Here is a 25,447-nt window from a genome sequence, read left to right on the forward strand (position 1 = left end):
ATGATTGGTGCCATGACAGATCAAACTCCGCTCGCCGCTGCCCCCGCCAACGTCTCGTTCCTGGGGCTTGGCGTCATGGGCGGGGCCATGGCCCGTCACCTTGGCAACGCCGGGCACAGGCTGACAATCTACAACCGCACTCCTGCCCGCGCCGAAGCGTGGCTGACGGCCCACCCTGGCATCGCCGTGCGCCGCGCGTCCAGCCCTGCAGAAGCCGCCGAAGGCGCCGATGTTGTGATCACGTGCGTTGGCAATGACGATGATCTGGCCGATGTCGTGCTCAGCCCCAACGGAGCGTTTTCCACCTTGCGGCGTGGCGCACTGTTCATTGATCACACCACAGTATCGGCCCGCATCGCCCGACAGATCGCGGTTGAGGGACGCGACAAGGAACTGCATTGCGTTGATGCTCCCGTCACCGGCGGGCAATCTGGTGCGGAAAATGGCACACTGGCGATCATGTGCGGCGGCAGCGCCAAGGCGGTTGATGCCGCACGCCCGGTCCTTGCCGCCTACGCAAAGCGCGTTGTCCATGTCGGCAAATCGGGCGCTGGGCAAACGGCCAAAATGGCCAATCAGATGTGCATCGCCGGGGCCACCGCCGGCTTGGCCGAGGCCATTCGCTTTGCCCAATTGGCCCACCTCGATCTTGATAAAGTGTTCGAGGCCATTTCGGGCGGTGCGGCGCAATCGTGGCAAATGGACAATCGCTTCCATACCATGGTCAAGGACGAATTCGATTTCGGGCTCGCGGTTGATCTCATGCGCAAAGACTTGGGTCTGGCCATCGACGAAGCGCGCACCATCGGGGCCAGCGTCCCTGTCACCGCACTGGTCGATCAGTTCTACGTCGATGTTCAAGCGATGGGTTATGGCCGTGAAGACACGAGCGCGCTGATCCGCCGCCTGCCACGCCGAAAGGCAGCCAAATGAACCGCGCCCGCCTCACTCTCGCCGCCTTGCTCTTGTCAACTTCGGCACCGGCATTGGCCGATACGCTGATCGACAATGTGCGCGGCACAACCATTGGCGCAAACGGCCAGCCTGAAAGCTTCACCGGCCTTTTGTTCGATAATGCCGGAACTATTGTGCGCGTGATTCACGCCGGTGAAAAAAAGCCGAAGCCGAAGAAAGACTATCAGTACCACCTTGATGGCAAGGGCCGCGTCATGCTGCCCGGCATGATTGATGCGCACGCGCATGTGATGGGCATGGGCTTTGCCGCGCTCAGCCTGGACTTGTCCGAAACCACGTCGCTGGCCCAGGCACTTGAGAAAATCCGCACATTTGTTGCCGAACACCCTGACCGGCCGTGGATTGTGGGGCGCGGCTGGAACCAGGAATTGTGGCAGCTTGGCCGCTTCCCCACCGCTGCCGAACTTGACGCTGTCACCGGCAACCGCCCTGTCTGGCTTGAGCGTGTGGATGGTCACGCAGGCTGGGCCAACACCGCCGCCCTGAAGGCCGCAGGCGTCACCGCCGCCTCGAAAGACCCTGCTGGCGGAAAACTGGAACGCAACGCTGATGGCAGCCCACAGGGCGTGTTTGTGGATACCGCGATGGAACTGGTCAGCGCTCGCCTCCCTGCTCCGCGCGCCGAAGACCGCGATGTGGCCTTTGCCACCGCCCAGCAAATCCTGTTCAAGCGTGGCGTAACAGCGGTTGCCGATATGGGCACCAGCATTGATGACTGGCAGGCCTATCGCCGCGCTGGCGATGCCAACAGGCTCTACGTCCGCGTCATGGCTTATGCCGCAGGGGTAGAGCAGATGAGCTTGATCGGCGGCCCCGGCCCCTCGCCGTGGCTCTATGCTGATCGCCTGCGCCTTAACGGCGTGAAGCTTTACCTTGATGGCGCGCTGGGATCGCGCGGGGCATGGCTGAAAGCACCTTATGCCGATGCACCCGCCACCAGCGGATTGCCGCAATTGTCCGAAACCCAACTCGGCAATTTGATGAGCCGCGCGGCCATGGACAACTTCCAGATCGCGGTCCACGCGATTGGCGACAAGGGCAACGCCGCCGCGATTGGCGCGATTGATGATCTGTCCGCCACGTATAAGGGGGATCGCCGCTGGCGCATCGAACATGCGCAAATCGTTGATCCCAGAGACTTTGCGCGCTTCGGGCAGAACGGCGTGATCGCTTCGGTGCAACCGGTCCACCAAACATCTGACCGGACGATGGCCGAAGCGCGGCTGGGGCCTGACCGGCTTGCAGGGGCCTATCCGTGGAAATCCTTGCAGGCAGCCGGTGCCAAACTGGCGTTCGGATCAGACGCGCCGGTTGAACAGGCCGATCCATGGGCAGGCTTTGCCGCCGCAATCAGCCGCCAAGGCCCGGATGGCCAACCCACAGGCGGTTGGCAAGCACAGGAACGCGTTGACCGCACCACGGCGCTTGCCGCCTATACCAGCGGCGCAGCTTTTGCAGGCTTTGCCGAAAAGCGCTTCGGACGCCTCGCCCCTGGCCTGCGCGCAGATTTCATCGTGGTGGATACCGATCCGATGTCGGCAGGCCCCGAACAGATCCGCGCAACCAAGGTCATCGAAACGTGGATCGGCGGCGGGCTGGTCTGGTCAGCGGAACAACCGGTGAAATAAGATCAGGGCAGAAGTTGTGGCTGCTCGATCACGGCTTCTTCCTCGGCCTTGCGCTTGGCGTCGGCGCTTTCGGTAAAGCGCATCAGCACCAGCGTGCCTTCGAACAGCAGCAGCAACGGTATTGCCAGCATCAGTTGCGACACAACGTCAGGCGGCGTCGCTACAGTCGCCACGGCAAAAATCAGCACGATGGCATAACGCCGCGCCTGCACCAGTTGCGCGCGGCTGACGATGCCTGCTCGGTTCAAAAGCATCAGCAGAACCGGCAGCAGGAAGCTGATTCCAAACGCCAAAATGAACTGCATCACAAGGCTGAGGTAATCCCCCGTTCCCGGCAATGCTTCCAGTTGCAGGCCGCCCTTGTTGCCTTCAAACCCCAGGAACCACTTGAACGCTGTTGGCATCACCACATAATAGGCAAGGCTGGCGCCCATAGTGAACAGGATTGGCGTTGCCAGAATGAACGGCAAAAACGCCCGCTTTTCACGCGCATAAAGCCCTGGAGCAACAAACGCCCACAACTGGTTGGCAATCACCGGAAAACTGATGAAAAACGCAGCAAACATCGAAACTTTCAGCTCGACGAAGAACGCTTCATACAGCTTTGTATAGATCAGTTTGCCTTGTCCCGGCGGAAACGCCACCACCAACGGACGCGCCAGAATGCTGAATATGTCATCAGCAAAATAGAAGCACACCACAAATGCCGCCACCAGCGCATAGACGCAGCGCAGCAACCGCGTGCGCAGTTCCAGCAGGTGGTCCAGCAACGGGGCCTGGCTCTCGTCAATATCGTTGATCATGGCTGGGCCGTCCCTGATGCAGGCACTACCTCACCGGTTTTGTCTTCCGGCGGCATCGGGCCGATCATCAACGGATCAGCATTGCCCGCCGGCAGCGGATCGTTCTGATCGCTGGCATCATCAACGGTTTGCCCTTGTGCAGCGGCTGCTTCTTGCGCTGCGGTTTCGCGCATGATCCGTTCGTTCTGTTCCTTCCACTTGCGCTCCATCTCTTCCATTTCCGCCTCGCGGATCATGGTTTCAATGCCTGAACGAAAGTGGTTGGATACGCTGCGCATCTTGGCCACCCACCGGCCCGCCGTCCGCAGCGCCATGGGCAAGTCTTTCGGGCCGATCACGACGATCGCCACGATGACCAGCACCAGCAATTCAGAAGCGCCAATGTCAAACACGGCTATTGGCCCTCAGCAGACTTGCAGTGAACGACTTACTGGGCCTTATCGGTCGAAGTTGGCTGCGGCGCAGGCGTAGCAGGCGGAACCTGTTGCTGCTGGATCTGCGCAGGCGGCACAATCGGCTTGTTATCTTCTTCATGCATACCCTGCTTGAAGCTTTTGATACCCTTGCCAAAATCGCCCATCATTTCAGAAATGCGGCCACGGCCAAACAGAACCAAAACCACCAGCGCCAGCACGATCAGGTGCGGAAGGGAAAGACCACCCATTTCACAAACTCCTTTGCGCCCCGTCAGGGGCTGCGCAATGCCTAGATAGGAAGTCTGGCCCGTTCTGACCAGTCAATCCATCCAGTTGTTTTCAAGCGTCCCCGGCAGGCGGTTCTTCTGCGTCCGTGTCGTCATCGTCGCCTCCCGTCAAGACGGCAAACGCCTCGTCAACCGGATCAAGCAGCCCGGCTGCCCGCAATTCCTCGATTCCCGGCAAATCACGCCGCGATTCAAGCCCGAAGTGCGTCAGAAAATCGGGCGCGGTGGCATAGATCGTCGGGCGTCCCGGCACCTCGCGCCGCCCAGCAATGCGAATCCACCCAGCCTCCAGCAACACGTCAAGCGTGCCCTTGGCGGTCTGTACCCCACGGATCGCCTCAATCTCGGCGCGGCTCACCGGCTCGTGATAGGCGATGATGGCCAGCGCTTCCGTCGCCGCGCGCGACAGACGGCGCGGCTCTTCCTTTTCGCGCCGCAACAAGTGCGCCAGATCAGGGGCAGTCTGGAAATGCCAGCGCCCGCCCCGCTCCACCAGTTCTATCCCGCGCCCTGCATAATCGCCCTGCAACGCGGCAATCGCGTCGCTAACATCGGCCCCGCCAAGATGCCGGGACAGATCCTGCACCGTCATCGGTTGCTCGGCCGCAAACAGCGCCGCTTCCACCGCACGGGCAAGATCATCAGGCGAGGTCATGCCCGCGCCGCCCGCAACATCAGCGGACCAAAGGCTGCATCTTGCGCAATCTCTGCCCGCCCCTGCTTGGCCAATTCCAATGCCGCCAGAAAGCTGGACGCCAAAGCTGATTTGCGCAGCAGCGGATCAGCATCAAGCGGCAGAAATGCGCGCAAATCTGTCCAATCCATGGCAATGCCAAGCATCTTTGATACACGTGTCAACGCCGCGTCCAGCGTCATCACCGCGCGTTCGCGCACCATGTGGACCACCGGCTTGTTGCGCAGCTTGATCGCGCCATAGGCCTGAATCAGCATGAAGATGTCGCATTTCCAAAGTGCCTTTTTGTCCACGCGCAAACCCTCAGGTGCCCCGCGAACGAAGACATCGCGCCCTACCCGGTCGCGCGCCATCAACCGTGCGCCAGCCTCGCGCATCGCGCCAAGACGCTGCAATCGCAGTTGCAACTTCAACGCCAGTTCTTCAGGGCTAGGCTGTACTTCGGGATCACGCGGCAGCAATAACAAGGACTTAAGATAGGCCAGCCACGCCGCCATCACCAGATAATCAGCCGCCAGTTCCAGCTTCAGCGCCTCGGCCTGCTCAATATACCCCAGATACTGATCCACCAGATCAAGGATGGAAATCGTCCGCAAATCAACCTTTTGGCGGCGCGCCAATTCCAGCAACAGGTCAAGCGGCCCTTCCCACCCGTCCAGTTCCAGATAAAGCGCTGCATCACCGGTTTCAGCCGAGCCGATCCCCTCCCACGCCGCATCCCCTTCAAGCAGCGCTGGGAAAGCCGTGTCTGCCATCAGGCCAGACCCAGCAACCGGTCACGCAGGGCATACAACGCGTCCTGCTCTGCCATTTCTGCCGGACCATCCAACGCTGCCGTCGATGCCAAAGCCCGCTCCAGCCGCTCTGTCGTTCTGGCCGTCATGGGCGAAAGAACGTTGGCAATTCCCACCATGTCGTCCATTTTCGCCCAGCAATTCAGCGCGATATCACAGCCCGCCGTCTGAGCTTTAGCCGCGCGTTCAGGCACTGTCCCGCCCAACGCTTGCATATCCAGATCATCGGTCAGCAGCAGCCCGTCAAAGCCTATCGCTTTGCGGATGATCTCTTCAATCACATAGGAAGAATGCGTCGCCGGATTATCCGCGTCCCACGCGGTGAACTTCACATGTGCCGTCATCGCAATTGTAGCATCTTTCAACGTGCGAAATGGCGCAATATCCAGCGCCAGTTCTTCTGCCGAAGCAGTCACGGTCGGCAATTCCTTGTGGCTGTCCACCAAGGCGCGGCCATGCCCCGGCACATGCTTGACAATGCCAGCCACTCCGGCGCGGCCCAGTCCATCCAGCGTGGCCCTACCCAACGCAGCCACGCGCATGGGTTCAGTGCCCAGCGCGCGATCACCGATCACATCGTGTGCGCCGGGTTGCCGCACGTCCAGCAAAGGCAAACAATCCACGCTGATCCCGGCCTCGGCAAGATCAAGCCCCAGCGCATGGGCATTGGCCCGCGCGGCCTCAATCGCACTGGCGGGCGCCACGTCATACAGACGGTCAAAGCTCTCACCGGCTGGATAGGCGGCCCACACCGGCGGCTTCATCCGCGCAACCCGCCCACCTTCCTGATCAATGCAGATGAAAGTGCGCTCACGCCCATGAAGCGCCCGCAAATCGTCGGTCAACGCCCGCATTTGCGCGCGGCTTTCCACGTTGCGCCCGAACAGGATATATCCGGCCGGGTTCGCATCGCGAAAGAATGCGCGTTCGTCATCTGTAAGGGTCAGGCCGGAAAGCCCAAAAATCGCTGGAAGCATGGGTCCAGAGTCGCGCAAACCCGGCGCTTTCTCAAGGCCGGGTTCACGCATGATGGGGGAAAACTAAAAGCTCAGCGCTTCACCTGGCACTTCAGGCCGCCAGCCTGCAACCGCTGGCATAGCGCATTGGCCGCCGACACATCGCCTGCCAGAGCCTGTAGACGGTAAACCGTGCCAATATCGGCCTTGCCCTCAACCACGCGATGCTGAAACCCCTTAAGCGCTTCATGATTGCCTGACAGTTTGCTCCAAGCCGCTTCTGCCGAAGCATTGGACGAAAACGCGCCGATTTGAACGCCCACACCGCCTGATGTTGCCGCTGCAGGCTTGTCGCCCGAAGCCGCAGCCCCACTTGCTCCGGCACTTGGCTTGGCGGATGGCGTTGCTTTTGGCACTGGCGAAGCGGATCCGGCCAGATTGGCCAAGGGCTTTTCGCCTTCGCTTACCTTGAAGCTCGAATCGCCCGTCCCTGCAAAGGTCTTGCCACCCGGATCGCTGGGCGCAACTTTATAGGGCTCTTTGCTTGCTTCGATCAGACTGCCGTCTGCATCCGAGGGGCCGCTTGTCTTGTTTGTGGCATACCAGATGCCGCCAATCAGCGCCGCGAGCACCATCAGGCCCATCACGGCAAAGCCGATCAAACGGCCATTGCCGCTGTCTTCTTCGTCGGCATCAACATCGTCAACGCTTTCAAGCCACGGCAAGCGGTCTTCTTCGCCCAAGGCCAGACGGTCGCCAACCTCTTCAGTTGCGCCCAATTCCGCCGAGACGTCGAACGGCTTGCCCGTGCCGATGCCTTGATCGGCCCAAGAATTTTGTTCGTCACCACTCATGCTCGCGCCCCTGCCGGTTAACTATCGTGTCAAAGCTCTGATGCGGCCTCAACCCCCAATAGGGCGAGACCGTTCTTAATTACTTGCCCGATTTGTTGGGCGAGGAAAAGACGGGCACCGCTCATTACTGGGTCCTGTGCCACAATGAACCGTTTTTCAGGCCGGTCATTCCCCAGATTGTAGAACGAATGAAACGCAGATGCCAGATCGTGCAAGAAAAACGCAATACGGTGCGGTTCGCGCGCCACTGCTGCGGCTTCGACCATACGCGGGAATTGTGCAGCCAACTTGACCAGCGCCAATTCTTCTTCGCCCAATAGGCTAAGGTTTTCAGATGATGGCACAAAACCTTCATCGGCACCTTTACGGATATTCCGGCAGATGCGCGCGTGGGCATACTGGACATAGAACACCGGGTTGTCTTTCGACGCTTCGACCACCTTGGCAAAGTCGAAATCCATCTGTGCATCAGGCTTGCGGGTCAGCATGGTAAAGCGAACCACGTCCTTACCCACTTCATCCACAACGTCAGAAAGCGTTACGAAGTTGCCGGAACGCTTGGACATTTTCACAGGCTCGCCATCGCGCAGCAGCTGGACCATTTGCACCAGCTTCACCTCGAACGGCTTTGCTGTGCCGCCATCTGCGCTGGTCAGCGCCGCCACGGCCGCCTTGATCCGCTTTACCGTACCCGCATGATCTGCGCCCCAGATGTCCACCAGCGCATCGGCATTTTGCGCCTTTTGGAAGTGGTAAGCGAGGTCAGCGCCGAAATACGTCCACGCCCCGTTCGATTTCTTGATCGGGCGGTCCTGATCGTCACCAAACCTTGTTGACCGGAACAGCGGCAATTCAACCGCTTCCCAATCTTCCAGAGTCTTGCCCTTGGGCGCTTCCAGCACGCCATCATAGACCAGATCGTGCGCGCGCAGCCAGCTTTCCGCTTCGTCAACTTTGCCCGATGCCTGCAATTGCGCTTCTGACGAGAACAGATCGTGGCGAATGCCAAGCGTCGCCAGATCGTCGCGAATCATGTCCATCATCGCGGCCACTGCCTTGGTGCGGAAGGTGATCAGCCAGTCGGCTTCCGGCGCATCGGCGTACTTGTCGCCAAATTCAGCTGCCAATGCCTGTCCGACCGGCACCAGATAATCGCCGGGATAAAGCCCTTCCGGGATCGCTCCCACATCGCGGCCCAGCGCCTCAAGATAACGGATGTGCACCGACCGGGCGAGCACATCGACCTGCGCGCCTGCATCGTTGACGTAGTATTCCTTGATGACTTTATGCCCGCTGTAAGCCAGCAAATCAGCCAGAGCATCGCCCACAACCGCACCCCGGCAATGGCCCATGTGCATGGGGCCGGTCGGGTTAGCGGAAACATATTCGACGTTGACGACTTTGCCGCCACCCATGTCAGACCGGCCATAATCCGCGCCCGCTGTGGCGATAAGCGCCAGTTCACCGCGCCATGAATCATCGGTCAGTCGCAAGTTGATAAAGCCCGGCCCAGCAATTTCTGCAGACACAACGCGCGGCTCTTTTTCCAGCTCTGCCACCAGCACAGCGGCCAGCGCACGCGGATTGGTGCCCGCAGGCTTGGCCAGCACCATCGCGGCATTGGTGGAAAGATCACCATGCGACGGATCGCGTGGCGGCTCACACGTTACCGCGCCTCGGTTCAAACCGCCGGGCAAGGTGCCAGCCGTTTCCAGCGCACCCAGTGCAGCGTCAATTACCCGAGCGAAGTCGGCGTGAAGGTTCATTTGGCCAAGAGTCATGGCCGCGCGGTTAGCGGAACTGGCGCGAAAACGAAAGAGCGCCCTGTGCCTTTAGCCCGCTTTAGAATCAGGGTTTAGCGGCGGACGTTGTACTGCAACTGGTCATTGGTCAGTTGGAAACCAACCAGCAGTTCAAAGTTGGCGCGCGCCAGAGCAGCTTTTACGTCAGGCTGCGACAGCGGATCGACAGCGGCGTCCTGATCACCTGCACGGCGTTTGCGCGAAATACGCTTGGCGATGTCTTCAGGCAAGGAGGCTTCTGCTTTTTCAACATAAGCGGCTGCCTGCCCCTTGGCCGAGGCACGATCCTGTCCATCGGCAAATTCGACTACGACCGTACCAATGCGCTTGGCCACAACCACGTTACCGCCGCGAATAACCGTCGAGAAATAGGGCAATTCGACGCGCCGCGCCCCGCGCGCATCAGTCCGCCGCGCCAGCACATCGAAAGTTGCTTGCGAATAGAGCTTTTCTCCAACGGTGCAGGTGGCACGAACATTGGTGAGCGTTGCCACCACATCCAACGCTGCCGAATCAGTGCGGCCGGGTGCCGAAAACAGCGTCACGTCGCCAGTATAGTCCGGCACGCCGACCCGCGGGCACGGATCACGCAGAGCCTTCACGCCCACAGCATCATCCACCACCAGTTCGCCACGTCCGCCACCGCAAGCTGAAAGCGCTAGCGCGGCCACGAGCGGAGCGCCCAACAGGGCGAGACGACGGGCGGATGCGATCATGGGCACTTTCATCCTTGGCAATTCGTTGTTCGCAGCAAAAAGCCGCTGTTCGGGCCACCTCTACCCATCACATTCGCTTTCGGCAATGGCAGGCTGGCGCGCATGCTGCTAAGGGCCACAGGATGAACGACAGCTTGCCAGACGCAGCGGCCCAAGCGGCCCCCATCCGCCTCCTTATCGCTGCCCCGCGCGGCTTTTGCGCCGGGGTCGACCGCGCGATCGAAATCGTTGAACGCGCGATCAATCGTTATGGCGCGCCGGTCTATGTACGACACGAGATTGTGCATAACCGCTTCGTTGTTGATGGCCTGAAGGCCAAAGGCGCTGTGTTCATTGAAGAACTTGATCAAGTGCCCGATGGCGCGCCGGTCGTGTTCTCGGCCCATGGCGTGCCAAAAGCGGTGCCACAAGTCGCCACGGAACGCGGGCTTGATTGGCTGGACGCCACCTGCCCGCTCGTCAGCAAAGTCCACCGTCAGGCTGAACGCCAGGTTGAAGCCGGACGCCACATCCTGTTCATCGGCCACAAAGGCCATCCCGAAGTCATTGGAACAATGGGGCAAGTTCCTGAAGGCGCAATCACGCTGGTTGAAACCGTGGATGACGTTGCCGCCCTGAAATTCACCGATGAAACCCCGCTTGCTTTCCTGACGCAAACCACGCTTTCGGTTGATGATACTGCGGAAATCGTCGCAGCATTGCGCCGCCGCTATCCGCATATGGTGGGGCCGAAAGCGGAAGACATTTGCTACGCCACCTCCAACCGACAGGAAGCCGTCAAGGCCATTGCCGGAGAATGCGAACTGCTCTTGGTCATCGGCGCGCCCAACAGTTCCAATTCGTTGCGGCTGGTTGAAGTGGCTGAACGACTCGGCACGCGGTCACGCCTGATCCAGCGCGCTTCCGAAATTGACCCGTCATGGCTTGATGGCGTGAACACATTGGGCCTTACCGCCGGAGCATCCGCGCCTGAAGTGCTCGTCCGCGAAGTTGTCCAGCGTATCGGCGAATTGCGGACCGTATCCGAAGAAACCGTGACCACGACCGAGGAAAAGATGGTCTTCAAATTGCCGCGCCAACTGGCTGACTGACCATGGCTGTTTATACGCAGATCGGCGCGGAGGACATGGCCGCGCTCATCGCTGAATTCGATGTCGGGCAACTCGTCTCGGCCAAAGGCATTGCTGAAGGCGTTTCGAACAGCAATTGGCTGCTGGAGACGACTGGTTCTGCCAGTGCGGCAACGCGCTTCATCCTGACGATGTACGAATTCCGCATTGAATTGAGCGACTTGCCCTACTTCCTCTCGCTGCTCGATCACCTTGCCGCGAAGGGCTGTCCTGTACCGCGCACGATCCATGATCGCGATGGTGCTTTGTACCGGATGCGCGGCGACAAGGCATTGGCGCTGATCGAATTTCTGCCCGGTGTGTCGGTCAGCGAACCCACCCCTGCCCAGGCCCGCGCCGTTGGTGCGGCACTGGCGCAACTCCACGCCGCCGCCGCAGATTTTGCGCCAACCCGTGCTAATGGCATGGGCCTTGCCGAATGGCAGCGCCTGTTTGACGCCTGCGGAGCCGATGGACTTGCTATCGTCGATCCGCAATTGGCGGGACTTGTGGCCGAATATTTGCCAAAGATTGCGGCAGCTTGGCCAAGCGATTTACCACGCTCTGTGATCCATGCAGACCTGTTCCCCGACAATGTCCTGATGCTTGGCGACAAGGTGACGGGCCTGATCGACTTCTACTTTGCCTGCAATGATTTGACGGCCTACGATGTGGCGGTAACCCACGCCGCGTGGTGCTTTGATTCAACAGGCCAAACCTTCCGTGCCGATCTGTCCGCCGCCCTGCTTGAGGGTTATGAAAGCGTCCGCCCGCTTTTGCCAGAGGAACGCGCCGCCCTGCCACTGCTCGCGCAAGGGGCCGCACTGCGCTTTACCGCAACCCGCGCCTATGATTGGCTGAACACGCCTGCCGATGCGCTGGTCATGCGCAAAGACCCGATGGCCTTTGCCCGCCGCCTTCAATTCTATGCCTCAAATCCGGATGTTTTCGCATGAAGCACGTCGAAATTTTCACTGACGGCGCATGCAAGGGCAACCCCGGAAAAGGCGGCTGGGGCGCGCTTCTGCGCATGGGCGAGCATGAGAAAGAGCTGTCCGGCTCGGAAAAAGAAACCACCAACAACCGCATGGAATTGATGGGCGCGATTCAGGCTTTGCAGGCCCTGTCGCAGCCCTGCAAAGTCACGCTTCACACCGACAGCAAATACGTGCTCGACGGCATCACCAAGTGGATCTTCGGCTGGCAGAAAAAAGGCTGGAAAACCGCCGATAACAAGCCAGTGAAGAATGAGGACTTATGGCGCGCACTGGTCGACGCCGTCCGCCCCCACAAAATCGAATGGGTCTGGGTCAAAGGCCACGATGGCCATCCCGAGAACGAGCGTGTGGACAAACTGGCAAGTGACGCAGCAATTGCAGCTTAAGCCGCAGCCTCATTCCACCGTCGTATCAACCACCTCGGCAGCGGGACCGTTCTTCAGGATCGATTCGATAGCGTTCTTGGCCCCTGCCTTGCTGGCATAGCCTTCTGTCCAGAACAGGCTTTCAGAATTGTAGCAAAAGTAAGCCACGAATTCTCCAGACTTATTTTTACGAATTTCGAAACGGTGCGCCATTTCAAGTCCTCCTTGCAAGTCAAACTTCAACCAAGCCTGACCCCCACAGCAAATCTATCACTCTTGCCGCAGTTGAATAGTGCAATTCAGCTTTACGCAGGTGTGACAAACCGCGCTGGCGCATAGACCGCCGCATCAATCTCAGCCGTCAGATCATCGCGCGGCAGGCCCAGCAAAAGCTGCGCCCCCAGCCGCGCCGCAGCGGGCGCTGTCTGGATGCCAAAGCCGCCTTGGCCTGCAAACCAGAACAGCCCCGACACTTTAGCATCAAAGCCGTAAACTGGCAGCCTGTCGGGCGCGAAGGAACGCAAGCCTGCCCAGCGCCGCTCCATCGCCGCGATCTTCCAGTCAACCACCTGTTCGAACCGGTCGATGGCGATGGCGACGTCCAATTCCTCGGGCGCGGCATCGCCTGCCACATCGGGTATTTCGTCATGCGGGGAAAGCCACAGCCGCCCGCCCTGCGGCTTGAAATAGAAGTCCTCGTTAATGCCAAGCGTCAGCGGCAACCGGTCATCGGGCACCGGATCGGTGCGCAATTGCACAATCGTGCGGCGCAACGGCTGCACACCGACGGCAGAAGCGCCTGCCTGTACCGCTACATCATCTGCCCAAGCTCCCGCCGCGTTGGCAAGCACTGTGCAGCGCGCTTCACCGTCTTTCCACGCGATGCGCCAGCCCGCCCCCTCACGCTCGATCTGTTCAACCCGCGCGCGCACACGCAGCACTGAACCGGTGCGTTTCGATGCCGCCAGATAATGCTGATGCAGCGCCGCCACATCTATATCCGCGCACTCAGGCTCCCACGCGCCAACAACCCAGTCGCTGCGCAACCCCGGCACCCGCGCTTCCAGTGCCGCCCGATCCTGCAAATGCAGCGTCGCGCCCAAGGCCGAAAACTTCTCGACAAACGCCTCGACTTTGCCGCGATCTCCCGCGCGCCCGATGTTCAGCGCTCCGCGCGGCGAAAGATACCCGCCTTCGCGCAGGAACCGCCCTGATGCCATCGTCAGCGGAAACACCCCCGGCCCGCCATAAGTCTCTTCCCAAAACGCAGCCGAACGCCCGGTGGTGTGATAGCCCGGCGTATCTTCCGCCTCTACCAGCAGCACGCGGGCAAAAGGCGCGCATTCGGCGGCCAGACTTGCACCGGCTATCCCTGCGCCGATGATGGCGACGTCAAACACGTTGGCAGGCATCGTCACGGCAATTGCTCCTTGGTCGGCCAAGGCGCCATCCGGTCGAGGAAGTCATCAATTGCATGCATCGCCTTGTCGCGCACCAGATCAACCTCGCGCAGTATTTCATGCCGCGCTTCACGCCCCCAGCTGACCAGTTGCGCACGCGGCAATCGCTTGGCCGCTTTTTCAATGGCCTTCCACGATACGAGGCCATCATGGCGCGCAGCCAGCAACAGGACCGGCACGTCCACCGCCTCCAGGATTCCCGGCTGTTCAAGCGTAATTGCGGACGCATAGGCCCGTTCGACCCAGCGCCAGCTTCCCGGCCCCATTGCCAGATAAGGCCGCGTTTCTTTCCAATGCGCCTCATCGCCATAACGCGCTTCATCATGCGTCAGCAGAGTATTGCGGGCAGCTACGCTTGCTCCGGGTTTTTCACTGGTCTTCCACGCCGCACGTTCAGGATCGCCCCAGCGGCAGAACATGTCAGCCACGCGCCGCAACAGCCGATTCGGTCCCGGCGTCAAAAAGCCCAGCATCGGCGCACTTAATACCACCGCCACCGGATGAATCCGCTTTTCCGCCACACTGCGCAGCACCAGATGCCCCCCCATCGAATGGCCAATGATCACATGCGGTGCAGGCGTCGTCCTTACCCATTCGTCCCAAAAGGCCGCCAGATCATCAACCCAAACCGAAAAATCGCTGATATGTCCGGTGGTTGGGTGCGATGTCATACGGCCTGACCCTGCCTGACCGCGCCAATCCAGCGCCGTTACCCGCCAGCCTTCATTATGCCAATAATGCAGTGATTCCAGATACTTTTCGTAAAAATCACCGCGCCCCGGCAAGAACAGGATCGAACCGCGTGCGCTCAGCGCAGGGTCGTTGCTGTGCACACCTGGCCAGTCAATCCGGCGCAAGCCTTGGCCATCAACTGCCGTCCACATTGTTTCTTGCGCGGCAGAAGGAATCGCCCTGCGATCAATAGCCTCACGCTTGCCGGAAATCATGCGGCGTCGTCTCCATGTGGCGCTTATCTGCACCAAGGTTTGGTTACCGTTTGGTAAGTGGTTGTCCCGTATACCCTATGCCATGCAGGGGAATATCTTCATCTACGGGCTGGTCGGAGCATTGGCAATCGCGCTGCTGGTTGCCGCTTTTACCGATATCCGTCGCCGCCAGATCGACAATTGGCTTAACGCCGCCATCGCGCTTGGGGCTCCGGCTTACTGGTGGGCCCAGGGCCTGATGCTCTGGCCGGATGTGGCGATGCAAGTGGGCGTTGCCCTTCTCGCATTTGTGGTGCTGGCCGGGCTTTTTGCGCTCAAAGTGATGGGCGGCGGCGATGTGAAGCTGCTCTCTGCGCTGGCGCTTTGGATCGCACCCTTAGACTTCATGCGGATGTTGCTGTTCATGTCGCTTATCGGCGGCGTGCTCACCATTCTTTTTGCTGCCTGGCACTTTACCGTCACTCGCAAACGCGATGCCAAGATCCCTTATGGCGTGGCCATCGCTTGCGCCGGATTGATCACATTGGCCCCCACACTCGAAGCCGGCTGGCGATCGGTCACCGGGGCCTGAAGCGCTGTATCCCAAATTTTAACCAATTTGCCCGACAGATGCGGGCCAGACTTTAGAGGGCAGGACAAGTAGCCATGGACAAAAGGAAGCTGATGTTGCTGGTGGGGGCGCTAATCGTTGCGCTCGGCACGGCCTTTGCAGCACGAAGCCTTTTCGTCGGAGCCGGTACGCCACAAGCTGCCGCTGCCGCCCAGGTCCCTATGGGGGCCAAGGTGCTTGTCGCGCAACGTGCCCTGCCCGTTGGCACCATCATCACCGCAGATTCGATCAATTTTCAGGCTTGGCCGGAAGATATGGTTCAGGATGCCTACTTCGTCGAAGGCGAAGCAGACATGCAGAAGCTGCTGGGCACTGTGGTCCGCAACCCGATTACCGCTGGTGAACCGGTGACCAAGGGTAATCTTGTTGCCCCTGGTGATCGCGGCTTCCTTGCAGCGGCGCTTGGCCCCGGCATGCGCGCTGTTACCATTGCTGTTTCTGCACGCACCGGCGTTGCCGGGTTTGTTTTCCCAGGCGACTACGTCGATCTCGTCCTTACGCAGACCGTGCAAGGCGGTGGCGGCGGCGATGGCGGAGCGCTTCGAACTTCCGAAACGATCATGAAGAACATGCGCGTTCTGGCTACCGACCAGTCGACCGAACAGGAAATGGTTGAAGGCAAGACCCGCGTCCGCGCTTTCAGCACGGTAACCGTCGAAGTCACGCCGAAGATGGCCGAGAAAATTGCCGTTGCGCAAACGCTTGGCACCATCAGCCTCTCACTGCGCTCTATCGCTGACAATGCGGCTGAACTGGAACAGGCGATTGCTTCGGGCGATGTCAAAATCCCCAGCGGCCTTAGCAAGCAGCAAGAAGAAGCCCTGCTCAAGCAAGCAATGAAGCGGCCGATGGAAAGCGCCACGACAAGCTTCGTCACCGGCGGCGATGTCTCACGCTTTTCCCGCAAGAACATGGCGCCAAGCCCTGCAAAGCTGGCCGCGCAAATGGCTTCACCCGTCAATCCCGGACCGAGCATGTCTGGCCCGTCAATGTCCCAGCCCGCTCCAACCGCGCCCAAAGGCCCGATTGTTCGAGTGAGCCGCGGCAAGGACGTCGAAAACGTGACATTGGAAACCAAGTGACATGACGACCCCGCGACAGACACCGCTTGCGAAGGGCAGCACAATGACCCGCCGTCTCTCAACCTCGTTCATTTCCGCTGCGCTGATCGCATTTCCTGCGGCTCTGGTGCCTGCAACCGCAGTGCTCCACGCCCAAAGCGTAACCAGCCCTTCGCGCACCATCACCCTTTCGATCGGGCGTGGCGAATTGATCACCGTCCCTGGCCGCATGGCAGACGTGTTCGTCGCCGATGAAAAGGTCGCCGACGTTCAGGTCAAGTCGACCAACCAGTTGTATGTGTTCGGCAAATCTGGCGGCGAAACCACGATTTATGCCAGCAATGCCAAAGGCGATGTAGTGTGGTCTGCCAATGTCCGCGTTGGCACGAACCTTGATACGATCGACCAGATGCTGAACATGGCGATGCCTGATGCGCGCGTGACCGTTTCAACCATGAACGGCACCGTACTGCTTACCGGCACGATCGGCGCACCTGAAGACGCTGCCGAAGCCGAGCGCCTCGTCAAAGCCTTCGTGGGCGATAAAACCAACGTCATCAGCCGCTTGAAGATGGCAACGCCGCTGCAAGTAAGCTTGCACGTCAAGTTCGCCGAAGTCAGCCGGTCGTTGGTAAAGAACCTCGGCGTCAATCTTACCACGATTGATGGCACTGGCGGGATCAAATTCGGCGTTGGCCAAGGTCGCGCAATCGGCCAGCAATTCGCGACTGATCCCCGCCTGCCCTTCGCTGTGGGTGCAGGCAACATTTCGGCCAGTGGCTTTATTCCTGATCCCACCGGTGCCACGAACAACCTCGTCGCGACTGCAGGTACAGGGGTGAGCGCAGCTGCCGGTGGCACTTCCATTGCCGGTATGGGCAGACTGCTTGGCCTGAACTTGCTGGGCGCGCTTGATGCTGGCGAGACGCTGGGTCTTGTTACCACGCTGTCCGAACCGAACCTCACCGCGCTATCGGGCGAAACGGCTGAATTTCTGGCAGGTGGCGAATATCCCATTCCCATTCCGCAAGGGATCGGCGTGACCACCATCGAATTCAAGAAGTACGGTGTCAGCCTGGCCTATACGCCCACGGTTCTGGCCAATGGCCGCATTTCCATCCGCGTCCGCCCCGAAGTGTCCGAGCTTTCCAGCACCGGCGCGCTCAAGCTTGATTCGGTTGAAATCCCCGCGCTCACCGTGCGCCGTGCTGAAACCACGGTGGAACTGGGTTCGGGGCAGTCGTTCATGATTGCAGGCTTGCTCAGCAACAACGCGCAAAACTCGCTCACCAAAATGCCTGGCGCGGGCGATATTCCCATTCTGGGATCGCTGTTCCGTTCAACCAATTACCGCAAGGGCGAGACGGAACTGGTGATCGTGGTCACGCCATATCTGGTCAACCCGGTCAACGCCAACGACATCGTCTTGCCAACAGACGGCTTCCAAAGCCCCAATGATCTCCAGCGCCTGCTGGGTCACATGGAAAGCGATGGCGTAACCGGCGGCAGGCGTCCGATGCCAACCGAAAAAGAAGGCTCGGTCAAGGCCAACCCCCAAGTGGGTGCGCTCGACGTGCCAACCGGCCCTGCGCAACCGCGCGATCGTCGTGGCGAAAAGAAAGTCGCCAACGCCGAACCTGGCTTCAGCATTCAGTGAGAAAGGGTCAAGCAATGCGCCACAACCTCTCCCGCAGCATAACCGGTGCGCTGGTCCTCTCGCTTGCCATCGCGGTATCGGGGTGTTCAAGCACGCCAGAGAACCAGTCGCTCAATTCGGTTCACCAGCCGGTAGTTGAACGCAACAGCTATGTTTTCGATGTTGAAACATTGCCCAATGGCGGAATGTCGCCGGCTGAACAGCGCCGCCTTTCTGTCTGGTTTGAAACACTTGGCCTGAAATATGGCGACAAGATCACGGTTGATGATCCGCTGAAGTCCAAGGCCACTATGGCAGCGGTTGATGCCGTTGCCGGGCGTTGGGGTCTGATCGTTGATACCGCAGCGGCTCCCGTTACCGCAGGCTATGTCGCAGCAGGTGCCACGCGCATCATCGTTACGCGCACCACAGCGTCCGTTCCGGGCTGCCCGGACTGGCATCAAAAATCAGACTTTACGATGACCAACCGCACCTCGTCCAACTATGGCTGCGCAGTGAACAGCAACCTTGCTGCGATGGTCGCCGATAAAGAGCATCTGGTCAAAGGCGCCACCGGATCGGGTGAGACGACTGTCATGAGCAGCACCAAAGCAATCGACAGCTTCCGCAAGGCACCGCCATCAGGCGAAAGCGGCCTTAAGGGCGGCGCCACTTCAGAAGGCGGGAAATGACGCAATGAGCCCAAAGAACGCCAACCGCGATGCTTTTGCCGCTTTCATTTGCGACGATGCCGCGCTCGACATGCTCCGCCCTGCCGTCGTCGACATGGGCTGGGCTCCGGAAAAGTGCCACCGCGGTGGCCTGCGCAATGCCATTCAATCGCTTTCGATCACGGCCAGCCCCAACATCTTGATGGTGGACTTGTCGGAAAGCGGCGATCCGTTGAACGACATCAACGCGCTGGCCGAGGTGTGCGAGCCCGGCACGGTTGTGATCGCTGTCGGCCAAGTCAACGATGTTCGCCTCTATCGCGATCTCATGGCATCGGGCATTCAGGATTACCTACTCAAGCCTTTGAACACAGGCCAGTTGCGCGACGCGCTGGTTCAGGCGCAAGCGATCTTCGCATCGCCCAAAAATCATGATCCCAGTGCCGTGAAGCGCCATATATCGACTGCCGTTGTCGGCACGCGCGGTGGAGTGGGCGCGTCAACCATCGCCACATCGCTGGCTTGGCTGTTCAGTTCGGACCACAAATTACCCACTGCGCTGCTGGACCTTGACGTCCATTTCGGCACCGGCGCGCTGACGCTTGATCTTGAACCGGGCCGTGGCCTGACTGACGCGATCGACAACCCGAGCCGCATTGACGGTCTGTTCCTTGAACGCGCCATGATCCGCGCCAATGACAACCTGGCCATTCTCTCGGCCGAGGCCCCGATCAATTCGCCGCTGATGACAGATGGCAGCGCCTTCATCCAGCTTGAGGAAGAGTTCCGCCAAGCGTTTGAAATGACGATGATCGATATGCCGCGCAACATGCTGATCAACTTCCCGCATTTGCTGGTCGACGTGAACGTCGTCATTCTGGCCACGGAACTGACCCTGGCTGGCGCACGTGACGCGATCCGCTTGCTCTCATGGCTTAAAGTCAACGCAGGGCATGCGCGCCCCATCATCGTTGCCAATAAAGTCCAGCCCGGTGCCAATGAAATCAGCAAAGCCGATTTCGAAGCATCAATCGAACGCAAGATCGATTTCATGGTGCCCTATGACATCAAGGCTGCGTCAAACGCTGCCAAACTTGGCCAGACTTTCATTGGCGCAAACAGCAGTTCCAAAGCGGGTATCATGCTGCGCGACATCGGCCAGATGGTGATCAACTCGGTTGATGAAGGGGGCGTAACCACGCCGGATCCGGGCAACGATAAGCGCAAGGCTTCACTGCTGGGCAAGTTTGATCTGAAGAAAATGCTCGGCTCCAAAGCCAAAGCAAACGCCGCCGCTTGACCGATCAGGCAAACCGTAACGTGACAGAAGGGCAAAACTGATGGAAGGCATGATCGAAACGATCATCATGGTGCTTGGCCTTCTGCTGACGGTGGCACTTGCCTACATGGCGCTGTCAGGGCCTTCGGCGTCAAAAGAAGTCGGTCGCCGCCTGCAAACTGTCCGCCTGCGGCATTCGCAAAGCACCAAAGACCGGGTCGAAGCCCAGTATCGCAAGTCCCTTGCGGCACTCACCCCTCGCGCTACGAAAATCGCAGGATCAGGTTCGCGTCTGGAAGCGCTTCAACTGCGGTTGAAGCGTACCGGAAAAGCGTGGACGCTCTCCCAGTATCTCTATGCCAGTGGCGGTCTTGCGACATTCATCATCCTGTTCGTTTTCATCAAAACGGGCGCGATGGCGCTGGCACTTGCAGCCGGTGTCCTGATTGGCGGCGGTGTGCCGCATTTCGTGGTTGGCTGGGCCATCAACAAGCGCATCAAAAACTTCGTTACGCGTCTGCCCGATGCGATGGACCTGCTCGTTCGCGGCCTGCGTTCGGGTCTTCCGGTTACCGAAACACTTGGCGTGGTTGCACGCGAAGTGCCCGGCCCGGTTGGCGTCGAATTCAAGCTGGTCACAGACCGGATCAAAGTCGGGCGGACCATGGAAGAAGCGCTGCAAGAAACCGCAGACCGCCTCAATCTGCCGGAATTCAACTTCTTCTGCATCACTTTGGCCATCCAGCGCGAAACCGGCGGCAACCTGGCCGAAACGCTTTCAAACTTGTCCGATGTGCTGCGCAAGCGCGCGCAAATGAAGCTTAAAATCAGCGCGATGAGCTCTGAATCCAAAGCCTCTGCCTATATCGTGGGCGCGCTGCCGTTCATCGTCTTCGGCCTGATTTACACAATCAATCCTGATTACACGATGAAGTTTTTCGAGGACGAGCGACTGATCGTAACGGGCCTGGGTGGCCTGACATGGCTTGGCCTGGGCGCGTTCATCATGGGCAAAATGGTCAGCTTCGAAATCTGAGAAAAAGGGACAGGCGAAAATGTTGAATACTGCGCCAGGACCGACCCTTCTCGGAGTCGACGTCTATTTGGCTGGATCAATGCTCATCGCGGTGGCGGCGGCATCGGTCATGTTTGCGATCTATACCGCTATCACCATCCGCGATCCTATGTCCAAGCGCGTAAAGGCGCTGAATGAACGGCGCGAACAACTGAAGGCAGGCATTGTTGTCACCAATGCCCGCAAACGCACCAGCATTATTCGTGGCAACCAGACCACAGACCGCATCCGCAACTTTCTTGACACCCTCAAAGTGCTTCAGGACAGTCAAGTCGCTACCGTCCAGCAAAAGCTGGCACAAGGCGGCATCCGCAAAAAGGAATGGGCGGTTGCGGTCATTCTTGCGCGGCTTATCGGGCCGATCGTGTTCGGCCTGATCGGGGCCTTTCTATTTTACTGGTCTGATTCATTCCCCGAATGGACCCCGTTCAAGCGCTTCATGGGCTTTGCCGCTTGTCTGATCCTGGGTTACAAAGGGCCAGACATTGCCGTGCAAAACCAGATCGGCAAACGCACCGCAGCCATTCGCAAAGGTTTGCCAGATGCGCTCGATCTGCTCGTGATCTGTGCCGAAGCAGGCCTTACCGTGGATGCTGCGTTCAACCGTGTCGCCCGCGAACTGGGCCGTGCCTATCCCGAACTGGGCGATGAATTCTCGCTGACCGCCATTGAATTGTCGTTCCTGACCGACCGCCGCCAGGCCTTTGAAAACTTCGCCTATCGCGTAAATCTCGATTCGGTGAAGGGCGTGGTGACAACGATGATCCAGACCGAACGCTACGGCACTCCGCTGGCTTCGGCTCTGCGTGTTCTGTCAGCTGAATTCCGTAACGAACGCATGATGCGCGCCGAAGAAAAAGCCGCGCGTTTGCCCGCGATCATGACCATCCCGTTGATCTTGTTCATTCTTCCGGTGCTGTTCATCGTTATTCTCGGGCCTGCTGCATGCTCGCTCAGCGATAACTTCATCAACAAAAAGTTCTGACGCGGGCCTCCACCCGACAAACAAAAAAGGCCCGGCAGGTTTACACCCGCCGGGCCTTTTTGGTTCACACAAACGTGCCGATCAGAGCCGGGTTACGCTCTGCTCAATCGCGCCGAAAATGCTTTTGCCTTTGTCATCGCGCACTTCAATGCGCACGCTATCACCCCATTTCAGGAATGGTGTGACCGGCGCACCTGTCGCAATCGTCTCAACCATGCGTTGTTCAGCGATACAGGCATAGCCGCGCCCGCCTTGGGCCACAGGCCGCCCCGGTGATCCGTCAGCATCGCGGTTGGAGACAGTGCCAGAACCGATAATCGATCCGGCGCCGATCCGGCGTGTCTTGGCCAGATGTGCGATCAAAACGCCAAAATCGAATGTGCAATCCTCGCCCGCCTCAATCCGGCCAAACGGCGTTTCGTTCAGGTCCACCATAAGCGTGCGCGCCAATTTGCCACCGGCCCACGCATCGCCCAGCGCTTCAGGGGTTACGAATACTGGCGAAAAATGGCTGGCAGGCTTCGATTGGACAAAGCCAAATCCCTTGTCCAATTCGCCGGGTATCAGGTTGCGCAATGAAACATCATTGACCAATCCAACCAATCGCACATGCTTCAGCGCATCGCCGGGTGAAACGCCTTGCGGCACGTCGCCCGTCACCACCACAAGTTCGGCTTCAAAATCGCAGCCCCACGCCTCGTCTGCCAGCAGCACCGGTTCGCGCGCGCTGCGCAAATCATCGCTGCCGCCTTGATACATCAGCGGGTCCGTCCAGAAGCTTGCCGGAAGTTCGGCCCCGCGCGCTTTGCGCACCAGTTCCACGTGATTGACGTAAGCGCTGCCATCAACCCATTGGAAAGCCCGTGGCAAAGGCGCGCAAGCTTCGCGTTCATGAAATCGTTTGCGCGGGATCGCATCGTGCGCAAGTTCAATCGATAAGGCTTCCAGCTGGGGGAAATACCGGTCCCAGTCATCCAGCAAACCTTGCATGGTCGGCACGATATGATCGGCGTCGGCATACCATGCCAGATCTTCGGAAACCACGATCAGCCGCCCGTCCCGGCCCTGCGGAAGCGATGCCAATTTCACTTTTCGTCGCCTTCCAGTTCGCGCGCCGCCTTCAACAATTTGTCGAGGATCAACCTCAACTTTGCTTGTTCACGAGGGCTAATCGCGGCGAAAATCTTTTCGTAAATATCAAATGCCTGCGGCCAGATTTTACCGTGGAGTTCAATGCCCGCATTGGTCAGCTCCAGATGGTGCGAACGCCCGTCCATTTCATTGGGGCTGCGCTGGATAAGGTCGCGCTCTTCCAGGACTTTACACGCGCGGTTCACCGCCACTTTGTCCATCACCGTGGCTCTGACAAGATCGCGCTGGGTTAACGACCCGGCATCACCCAGTACCGCCATAACGCGCCATTCTGGAATCTTCAGGCCAAATTCGCTGCGGTATTCACCCGATATCAGCGCGCTCACCGCATTCGAGGTGATCGCCATCCGATAAGGCATAAAGTCTGAGAGTCGGCTCGCTGCATTGTGCATAATATAGTATCACATGAAACTGTCCCGCAATGCAAGACAGAAATAAAATATCAACAGGCGGCGGCCACACTGATAATTCGTTTCATGTAAAAGTGCCAGACGAAATTTTCCTTACTCAAGCACTCGTCCGGCAACAGCCCCCAGTTTTGCAACCAGCAACGGATTGCGTTGTGCAGGGGACGTCATGATCGCCCCGTCCAAAGAACAATCGATTGGACTGCTTGTCCGTTCAGCCGGGAGCAGTTCCGCCAATTGCAGCAGCGTATTACGCGCCAACGCGGTGTTGCCCGCCATCACGCGCATCACATCGGCCACTTCGACATGCTCGCCTTCGCGCCACGAATCGTAATCTGTGACCATGCCCAGCAAAGCGTAAGGCAGTTCAGCCTCGCGCGCGAGGCGGGCCTCGGGCATCGCGGTCATGCCGATCACGTCTGCGCCCCATTGCCGATACATCCGGCTTTCTGCGCGGGTCGAAAATTGCGGCCCCTGCATGGCGAGGTAACACCCGCCGCGATGAACCACCGCGCCTGCCACCTCTGCTGCCTTGGCCGCGAAACCTGACAGGCGCGAGCATACAGGGTCAGCCATCGAGACATGCGCGACCAGCCCTTCGCCAAAGAATGAATCTGCGCGTCCGTGGGTGCGATCAATAAACTGGTCTACCGCCACAAAACTGCCGGGAGCAAGATCTTCGCGCAACGATCCGATGGCCGAGATCGCCAAGACATCGGTCACTCCGCAACGCTTCAACACATCGATATTGGCGCGGGCATTTATCGCTTCGGGCGCAATGCGGTGCCCTTTGCCGTGACGCGGCAGAAACACGAAGTGTACATGCCCGATCCGGCCGATTGTCACAGGAGCAGACGGCTCTCCAAATGGTGATGACACCGCAATTTCCTGAGCGTCTTCAAGCCCGGCGAAGTCATAAAGCCCCGATCCACCGATCACCCCGATGCGCCAGCCTGGCGTATTTTCTTTAGCGCGCAAGGATACCTGCCATTACAAAGTCAACTGTGTGTTCACGATAGCGGTCACGCAACTCTTCGGTCAGCGCGTCCTGATTGAAGCAATGCTTCAGCACCAACCTTGCTGAAAAAAATCTGTCCGCAGCACCGGTAGCCGTGAAATAAAACAATTCCGGGTCGATAGGCCGGAATACTCCTGCCTCGACACCGTCAGTAATGAAGCGATGATACGCGCTTTGCAGGGGCAGCAAATATAGCTCGGCAATGCGCTTGGCCTCGGCCTCGTCGCTATCACGCACCAACCGCATCAACAGCCGGTTGAGGTAGGGATAAGCATAATACGTGTCGATCGCCTTGGAGATATGCCGCCGCAGCTTGGCCTCGGGGTTCATATCGTCTTTGGCGAGCAGTGCGTCGACCGATTTGACGATCGTTTCCATGTCGCGGTCAAGCAACGCTTTGAGCAAGCCTGCTTTATTGCCGAAATAGTACTTCACCAAGGCAGAGTTCAAACCCGACCGCAGGCTTAATTCCGATAGCGAGATATCGACGACATCACCTTCACGCATGATTGCCGATGCGGTCTGCAACAGCAAATCTCGTGCGCCCGGTGTTTCAAGACTTTCGATCTGCTCCATCCTCGTACGCATTCCCAAATTGGTATGATAAGACCCGCTCAAACCGCCTGAATACCGGAAGAAGGGCAATCAGAATAGCCGTGCAAGCATTTTTCAACCGGTCTGGACCGGGTTAAGGACCGTGCACCAATACCCGACCGGCCTTGTAGTGTTACCTTGACCATTCCATAGAC

At 59.1% G+C, this 25,447-nt stretch carries 28 protein-coding genes; 12 read left to right on the forward strand and 16 right to left on the reverse strand.

The window, feature by feature from the left end:
• Positions 1-12 precede the first annotated feature (12 nt).
• Together B7Y89_RS10665 and B7Y89_RS10670 are read left to right on the forward strand one after the other, a co-directional pair.
• Complete coding sequence (locus B7Y89_RS10665) at positions 13-933, forward strand: NAD(P)-dependent oxidoreductase (RefSeq protein ID WP_292938351.1); 921 nt, start codon at positions 13-15, stop codon at positions 931-933.
• Positions 930-2,603, forward strand: a complete 1,674-nt coding sequence (locus tag B7Y89_RS10670; RefSeq protein ID WP_292938353.1) for an amidohydrolase — start codon at positions 930-932, stop codon at positions 2,601-2,603. The genes B7Y89_RS10665 and B7Y89_RS10670 overlap by 4 nt, the downstream gene beginning before the upstream one ends.
• A 2-nt stretch (positions 2,604-2,605) precedes the next feature.
• Here B7Y89_RS10670 and tatC read toward each other — a convergent pair whose 3' ends face one another.
• The 9 genes from tatC to B7Y89_RS10715 form a co-directional block, all read right to left on the reverse strand.
• Positions 2,606-3,406, reverse strand: a complete 801-nt coding sequence (gene tatC, locus B7Y89_RS10675; protein ID WP_292938355.1) for a twin-arginine translocase subunit TatC — start codon at positions 3,404-3,406, stop codon at positions 2,606-2,608.
• Complete coding sequence (gene tatB / locus B7Y89_RS10680; RefSeq protein WP_292938357.1) at positions 3,403-3,798, reverse strand: Sec-independent protein translocase protein TatB; 396 nt, start codon at positions 3,796-3,798, stop codon at positions 3,403-3,405. Before tatB ends, tatC begins: the two co-directional genes overlap by 4 nt.
• A 35-nt stretch (positions 3,799-3,833) precedes the next feature.
• Positions 3,834-4,070 (reverse strand): twin-arginine translocase TatA/TatE family subunit, encoded by a 237-nt coding sequence (locus B7Y89_RS10685; RefSeq protein WP_292938359.1) that lies wholly within the window; start codon positions 4,068-4,070, stop codon positions 3,834-3,836.
• Positions 4,071-4,161: 91 nt separating this feature from the next.
• On the reverse strand, positions 4,162-4,764 hold the full coding sequence (gene scpB / locus B7Y89_RS10690) for an SMC-Scp complex subunit ScpB (RefSeq protein ID WP_292938361.1): 603 nt from the start codon (positions 4,762-4,764) through the stop codon (positions 4,162-4,164).
• Positions 4,761-5,558 (reverse strand): ScpA family protein, encoded by a 798-nt coding sequence (locus B7Y89_RS10695; protein WP_292938363.1) that lies wholly within the window; start codon positions 5,556-5,558, stop codon positions 4,761-4,763. The genes scpB and B7Y89_RS10695 overlap by 4 nt, the downstream gene beginning before the upstream one ends.
• Positions 5,558-6,574 carry a beta-N-acetylhexosaminidase gene (gene nagZ / locus B7Y89_RS10700; protein WP_292938365.1) on the reverse strand — a complete coding sequence of 339 codons (1,017 nt, stop codon included), beginning with the start codon at positions 6,572-6,574 and terminating at the stop codon, positions 5,558-5,560. Before nagZ ends, B7Y89_RS10695 begins: the two co-directional genes overlap by 1 nt.
• 71 nt (positions 6,575-6,645) lie before the next feature.
• A complete protein-coding gene (locus B7Y89_RS10705) occupies positions 6,646-7,407 on the reverse strand; it encodes an SPOR domain-containing protein (RefSeq protein ID WP_292938367.1) in 762 nt (253 codons plus the stop codon).
• A gap of 29 nt (positions 7,408-7,436) precedes the next feature.
• The gene (argS, locus tag B7Y89_RS10710) at positions 7,437-9,173 is read right to left on the reverse strand and encodes an arginine--tRNA ligase (protein ID WP_292938369.1); all 1,737 of its coding nucleotides are present in this window, start codon (positions 9,171-9,173) and stop codon (positions 7,437-7,439) included.
• Positions 9,174-9,262: 89 nt separating this feature from the next.
• Positions 9,263-9,925, reverse strand: a complete 663-nt coding sequence (locus B7Y89_RS10715) for a hypothetical protein (RefSeq protein WP_292938396.1) — start codon at positions 9,923-9,925, stop codon at positions 9,263-9,265.
• 122 nt (positions 9,926-10,047) lie between these two features.
• Between B7Y89_RS10715 and ispH the strand changes: the two genes are divergently transcribed.
• Genes ispH through rnhA form a run of 3 tightly spaced genes read left to right on the forward strand, consistent with a single transcriptional unit; the run spans position 10,048 to position 12,418 of the window.
• On the forward strand, positions 10,048-11,016 hold the full coding sequence (ispH, locus tag B7Y89_RS10720; protein WP_292938398.1) for a 4-hydroxy-3-methylbut-2-enyl diphosphate reductase: 969 nt from the start codon (positions 10,048-10,050) through the stop codon (positions 11,014-11,016).
• Between the two features lie 2 nt (positions 11,017-11,018).
• Positions 11,019-11,990 carry a homoserine kinase gene (gene thrB / locus B7Y89_RS10725; RefSeq protein WP_292938400.1) on the forward strand — a complete coding sequence of 324 codons (972 nt, stop codon included), beginning with the start codon at positions 11,019-11,021 and terminating at the stop codon, positions 11,988-11,990.
• The gene (gene rnhA, locus B7Y89_RS10730) at positions 11,987-12,418 is read left to right on the forward strand and encodes a ribonuclease HI (RefSeq protein WP_292938402.1); all 432 of its coding nucleotides are present in this window, start codon (positions 11,987-11,989) and stop codon (positions 12,416-12,418) included. Before thrB ends, rnhA begins: the two co-directional genes overlap by 4 nt.
• 9 nt (positions 12,419-12,427) lie before the next feature.
• Here rnhA and B7Y89_RS10735 read toward each other — a convergent pair whose 3' ends face one another.
• From B7Y89_RS10735 to B7Y89_RS10745, 3 genes are all read right to left on the reverse strand, one after another.
• Positions 12,428-12,610, reverse strand: a complete 183-nt coding sequence (locus B7Y89_RS10735; protein WP_292938404.1) for a DUF1508 domain-containing protein — start codon at positions 12,608-12,610, stop codon at positions 12,428-12,430.
• 92 nt (positions 12,611-12,702) lie between these two features.
• Positions 12,703-13,809 carry an FAD-binding oxidoreductase gene (locus B7Y89_RS10740; RefSeq protein ID WP_292938460.1) on the reverse strand — a complete coding sequence of 369 codons (1,107 nt, stop codon included), beginning with the start codon at positions 13,807-13,809 and terminating at the stop codon, positions 12,703-12,705.
• 2 nt (positions 13,810-13,811) lie between these two features.
• A complete protein-coding gene (locus B7Y89_RS10745) occupies positions 13,812-14,804 on the reverse strand; it encodes an alpha/beta hydrolase (RefSeq protein WP_292938406.1) in 993 nt (330 codons plus the stop codon).
• A gap of 82 nt (positions 14,805-14,886) precedes the next feature.
• On the opposite strand from B7Y89_RS10745, the gene B7Y89_RS10750 reads away from it, so the two are divergent.
• From B7Y89_RS10750 to B7Y89_RS10780, 7 genes are all read left to right on the forward strand, one after another.
• Positions 14,887-15,375, forward strand: coding sequence for a prepilin peptidase (locus B7Y89_RS10750; RefSeq protein ID WP_292938462.1), 489 nt, complete (start codon positions 14,887-14,889; stop codon positions 15,373-15,375).
• A 74-nt stretch (positions 15,376-15,449) separates the two neighbouring features.
• Complete coding sequence (gene cpaB / locus B7Y89_RS10755) at positions 15,450-16,496, forward strand: Flp pilus assembly protein CpaB (protein ID WP_292938408.1); 1,047 nt, start codon at positions 15,450-15,452, stop codon at positions 16,494-16,496.
• A 43-nt stretch (positions 16,497-16,539) separates the two neighbouring features.
• A complete protein-coding gene (locus tag B7Y89_RS10760; protein ID WP_292938410.1) occupies positions 16,540-18,132 on the forward strand; it encodes a type II and III secretion system protein family protein in 1,593 nt (530 codons plus the stop codon).
• A gap of 14 nt (positions 18,133-18,146) precedes the next feature.
• A complete protein-coding gene (locus B7Y89_RS10765) occupies positions 18,147-18,803 on the forward strand; it encodes a CpaD family pilus assembly protein (RefSeq protein ID WP_292938412.1) in 657 nt (218 codons plus the stop codon).
• 4 nt (positions 18,804-18,807) lie between these two features.
• Positions 18,808-20,082, forward strand: a complete 1,275-nt coding sequence (locus B7Y89_RS10770; RefSeq protein ID WP_292938414.1) for a pilus assembly protein CpaE — start codon at positions 18,808-18,810, stop codon at positions 20,080-20,082.
• Between the two features lie 40 nt (positions 20,083-20,122).
• The gene (locus B7Y89_RS10775; RefSeq protein ID WP_292938416.1) at positions 20,123-21,097 is read left to right on the forward strand and encodes a type II secretion system F family protein; all 975 of its coding nucleotides are present in this window, start codon (positions 20,123-20,125) and stop codon (positions 21,095-21,097) included.
• A 19-nt stretch (positions 21,098-21,116) separates the two neighbouring features.
• Positions 21,117-22,121 carry a type II secretion system F family protein gene (locus B7Y89_RS10780; RefSeq protein ID WP_292938418.1) on the forward strand — a complete coding sequence of 335 codons (1,005 nt, stop codon included), beginning with the start codon at positions 21,117-21,119 and terminating at the stop codon, positions 22,119-22,121.
• An 81-nt stretch (positions 22,122-22,202) separates the two neighbouring features.
• Here B7Y89_RS10780 and B7Y89_RS10785 read toward each other — a convergent pair whose 3' ends face one another.
• The 4 genes from B7Y89_RS10785 to B7Y89_RS10800 all read right to left on the reverse strand — a co-directional run bounded on the left by B7Y89_RS10785 (position 22,203) and on the right by B7Y89_RS10800 (position 25,274).
• Complete coding sequence (locus B7Y89_RS10785; RefSeq protein ID WP_292938420.1) at positions 22,203-23,210, reverse strand: fumarylacetoacetate hydrolase family protein; 1,008 nt, start codon at positions 23,208-23,210, stop codon at positions 22,203-22,205.
• Positions 23,207-23,620: a MarR family winged helix-turn-helix transcriptional regulator gene (locus B7Y89_RS10790; RefSeq protein WP_292938422.1), complete on the reverse strand. Its 414-nt coding sequence runs from the start codon at positions 23,618-23,620 to the stop codon at positions 23,207-23,209. The genes B7Y89_RS10785 and B7Y89_RS10790 overlap by 4 nt, the downstream gene beginning before the upstream one ends.
• A 156-nt stretch (positions 23,621-23,776) precedes the next feature.
• The gene (gene mtnP / locus B7Y89_RS10795; RefSeq protein ID WP_292938424.1) at positions 23,777-24,658 is read right to left on the reverse strand and encodes an S-methyl-5'-thioadenosine phosphorylase; all 882 of its coding nucleotides are present in this window, start codon (positions 24,656-24,658) and stop codon (positions 23,777-23,779) included.
• On the reverse strand, positions 24,648-25,274 hold the full coding sequence (locus B7Y89_RS10800) for a TetR family transcriptional regulator (RefSeq protein WP_292938426.1): 627 nt from the start codon (positions 25,272-25,274) through the stop codon (positions 24,648-24,650). Before B7Y89_RS10800 ends, mtnP begins: the two co-directional genes overlap by 11 nt.
• Positions 25,275-25,447 lie beyond the last annotated feature (173 nt).

It is taken from the genome of Novosphingobium sp. 32-60-15 (genome assembly GCF_002280675.1).
Taxonomy (GTDB): Bacteria; Pseudomonadota; Alphaproteobacteria; order Sphingomonadales; family Sphingomonadaceae; genus Novosphingobium.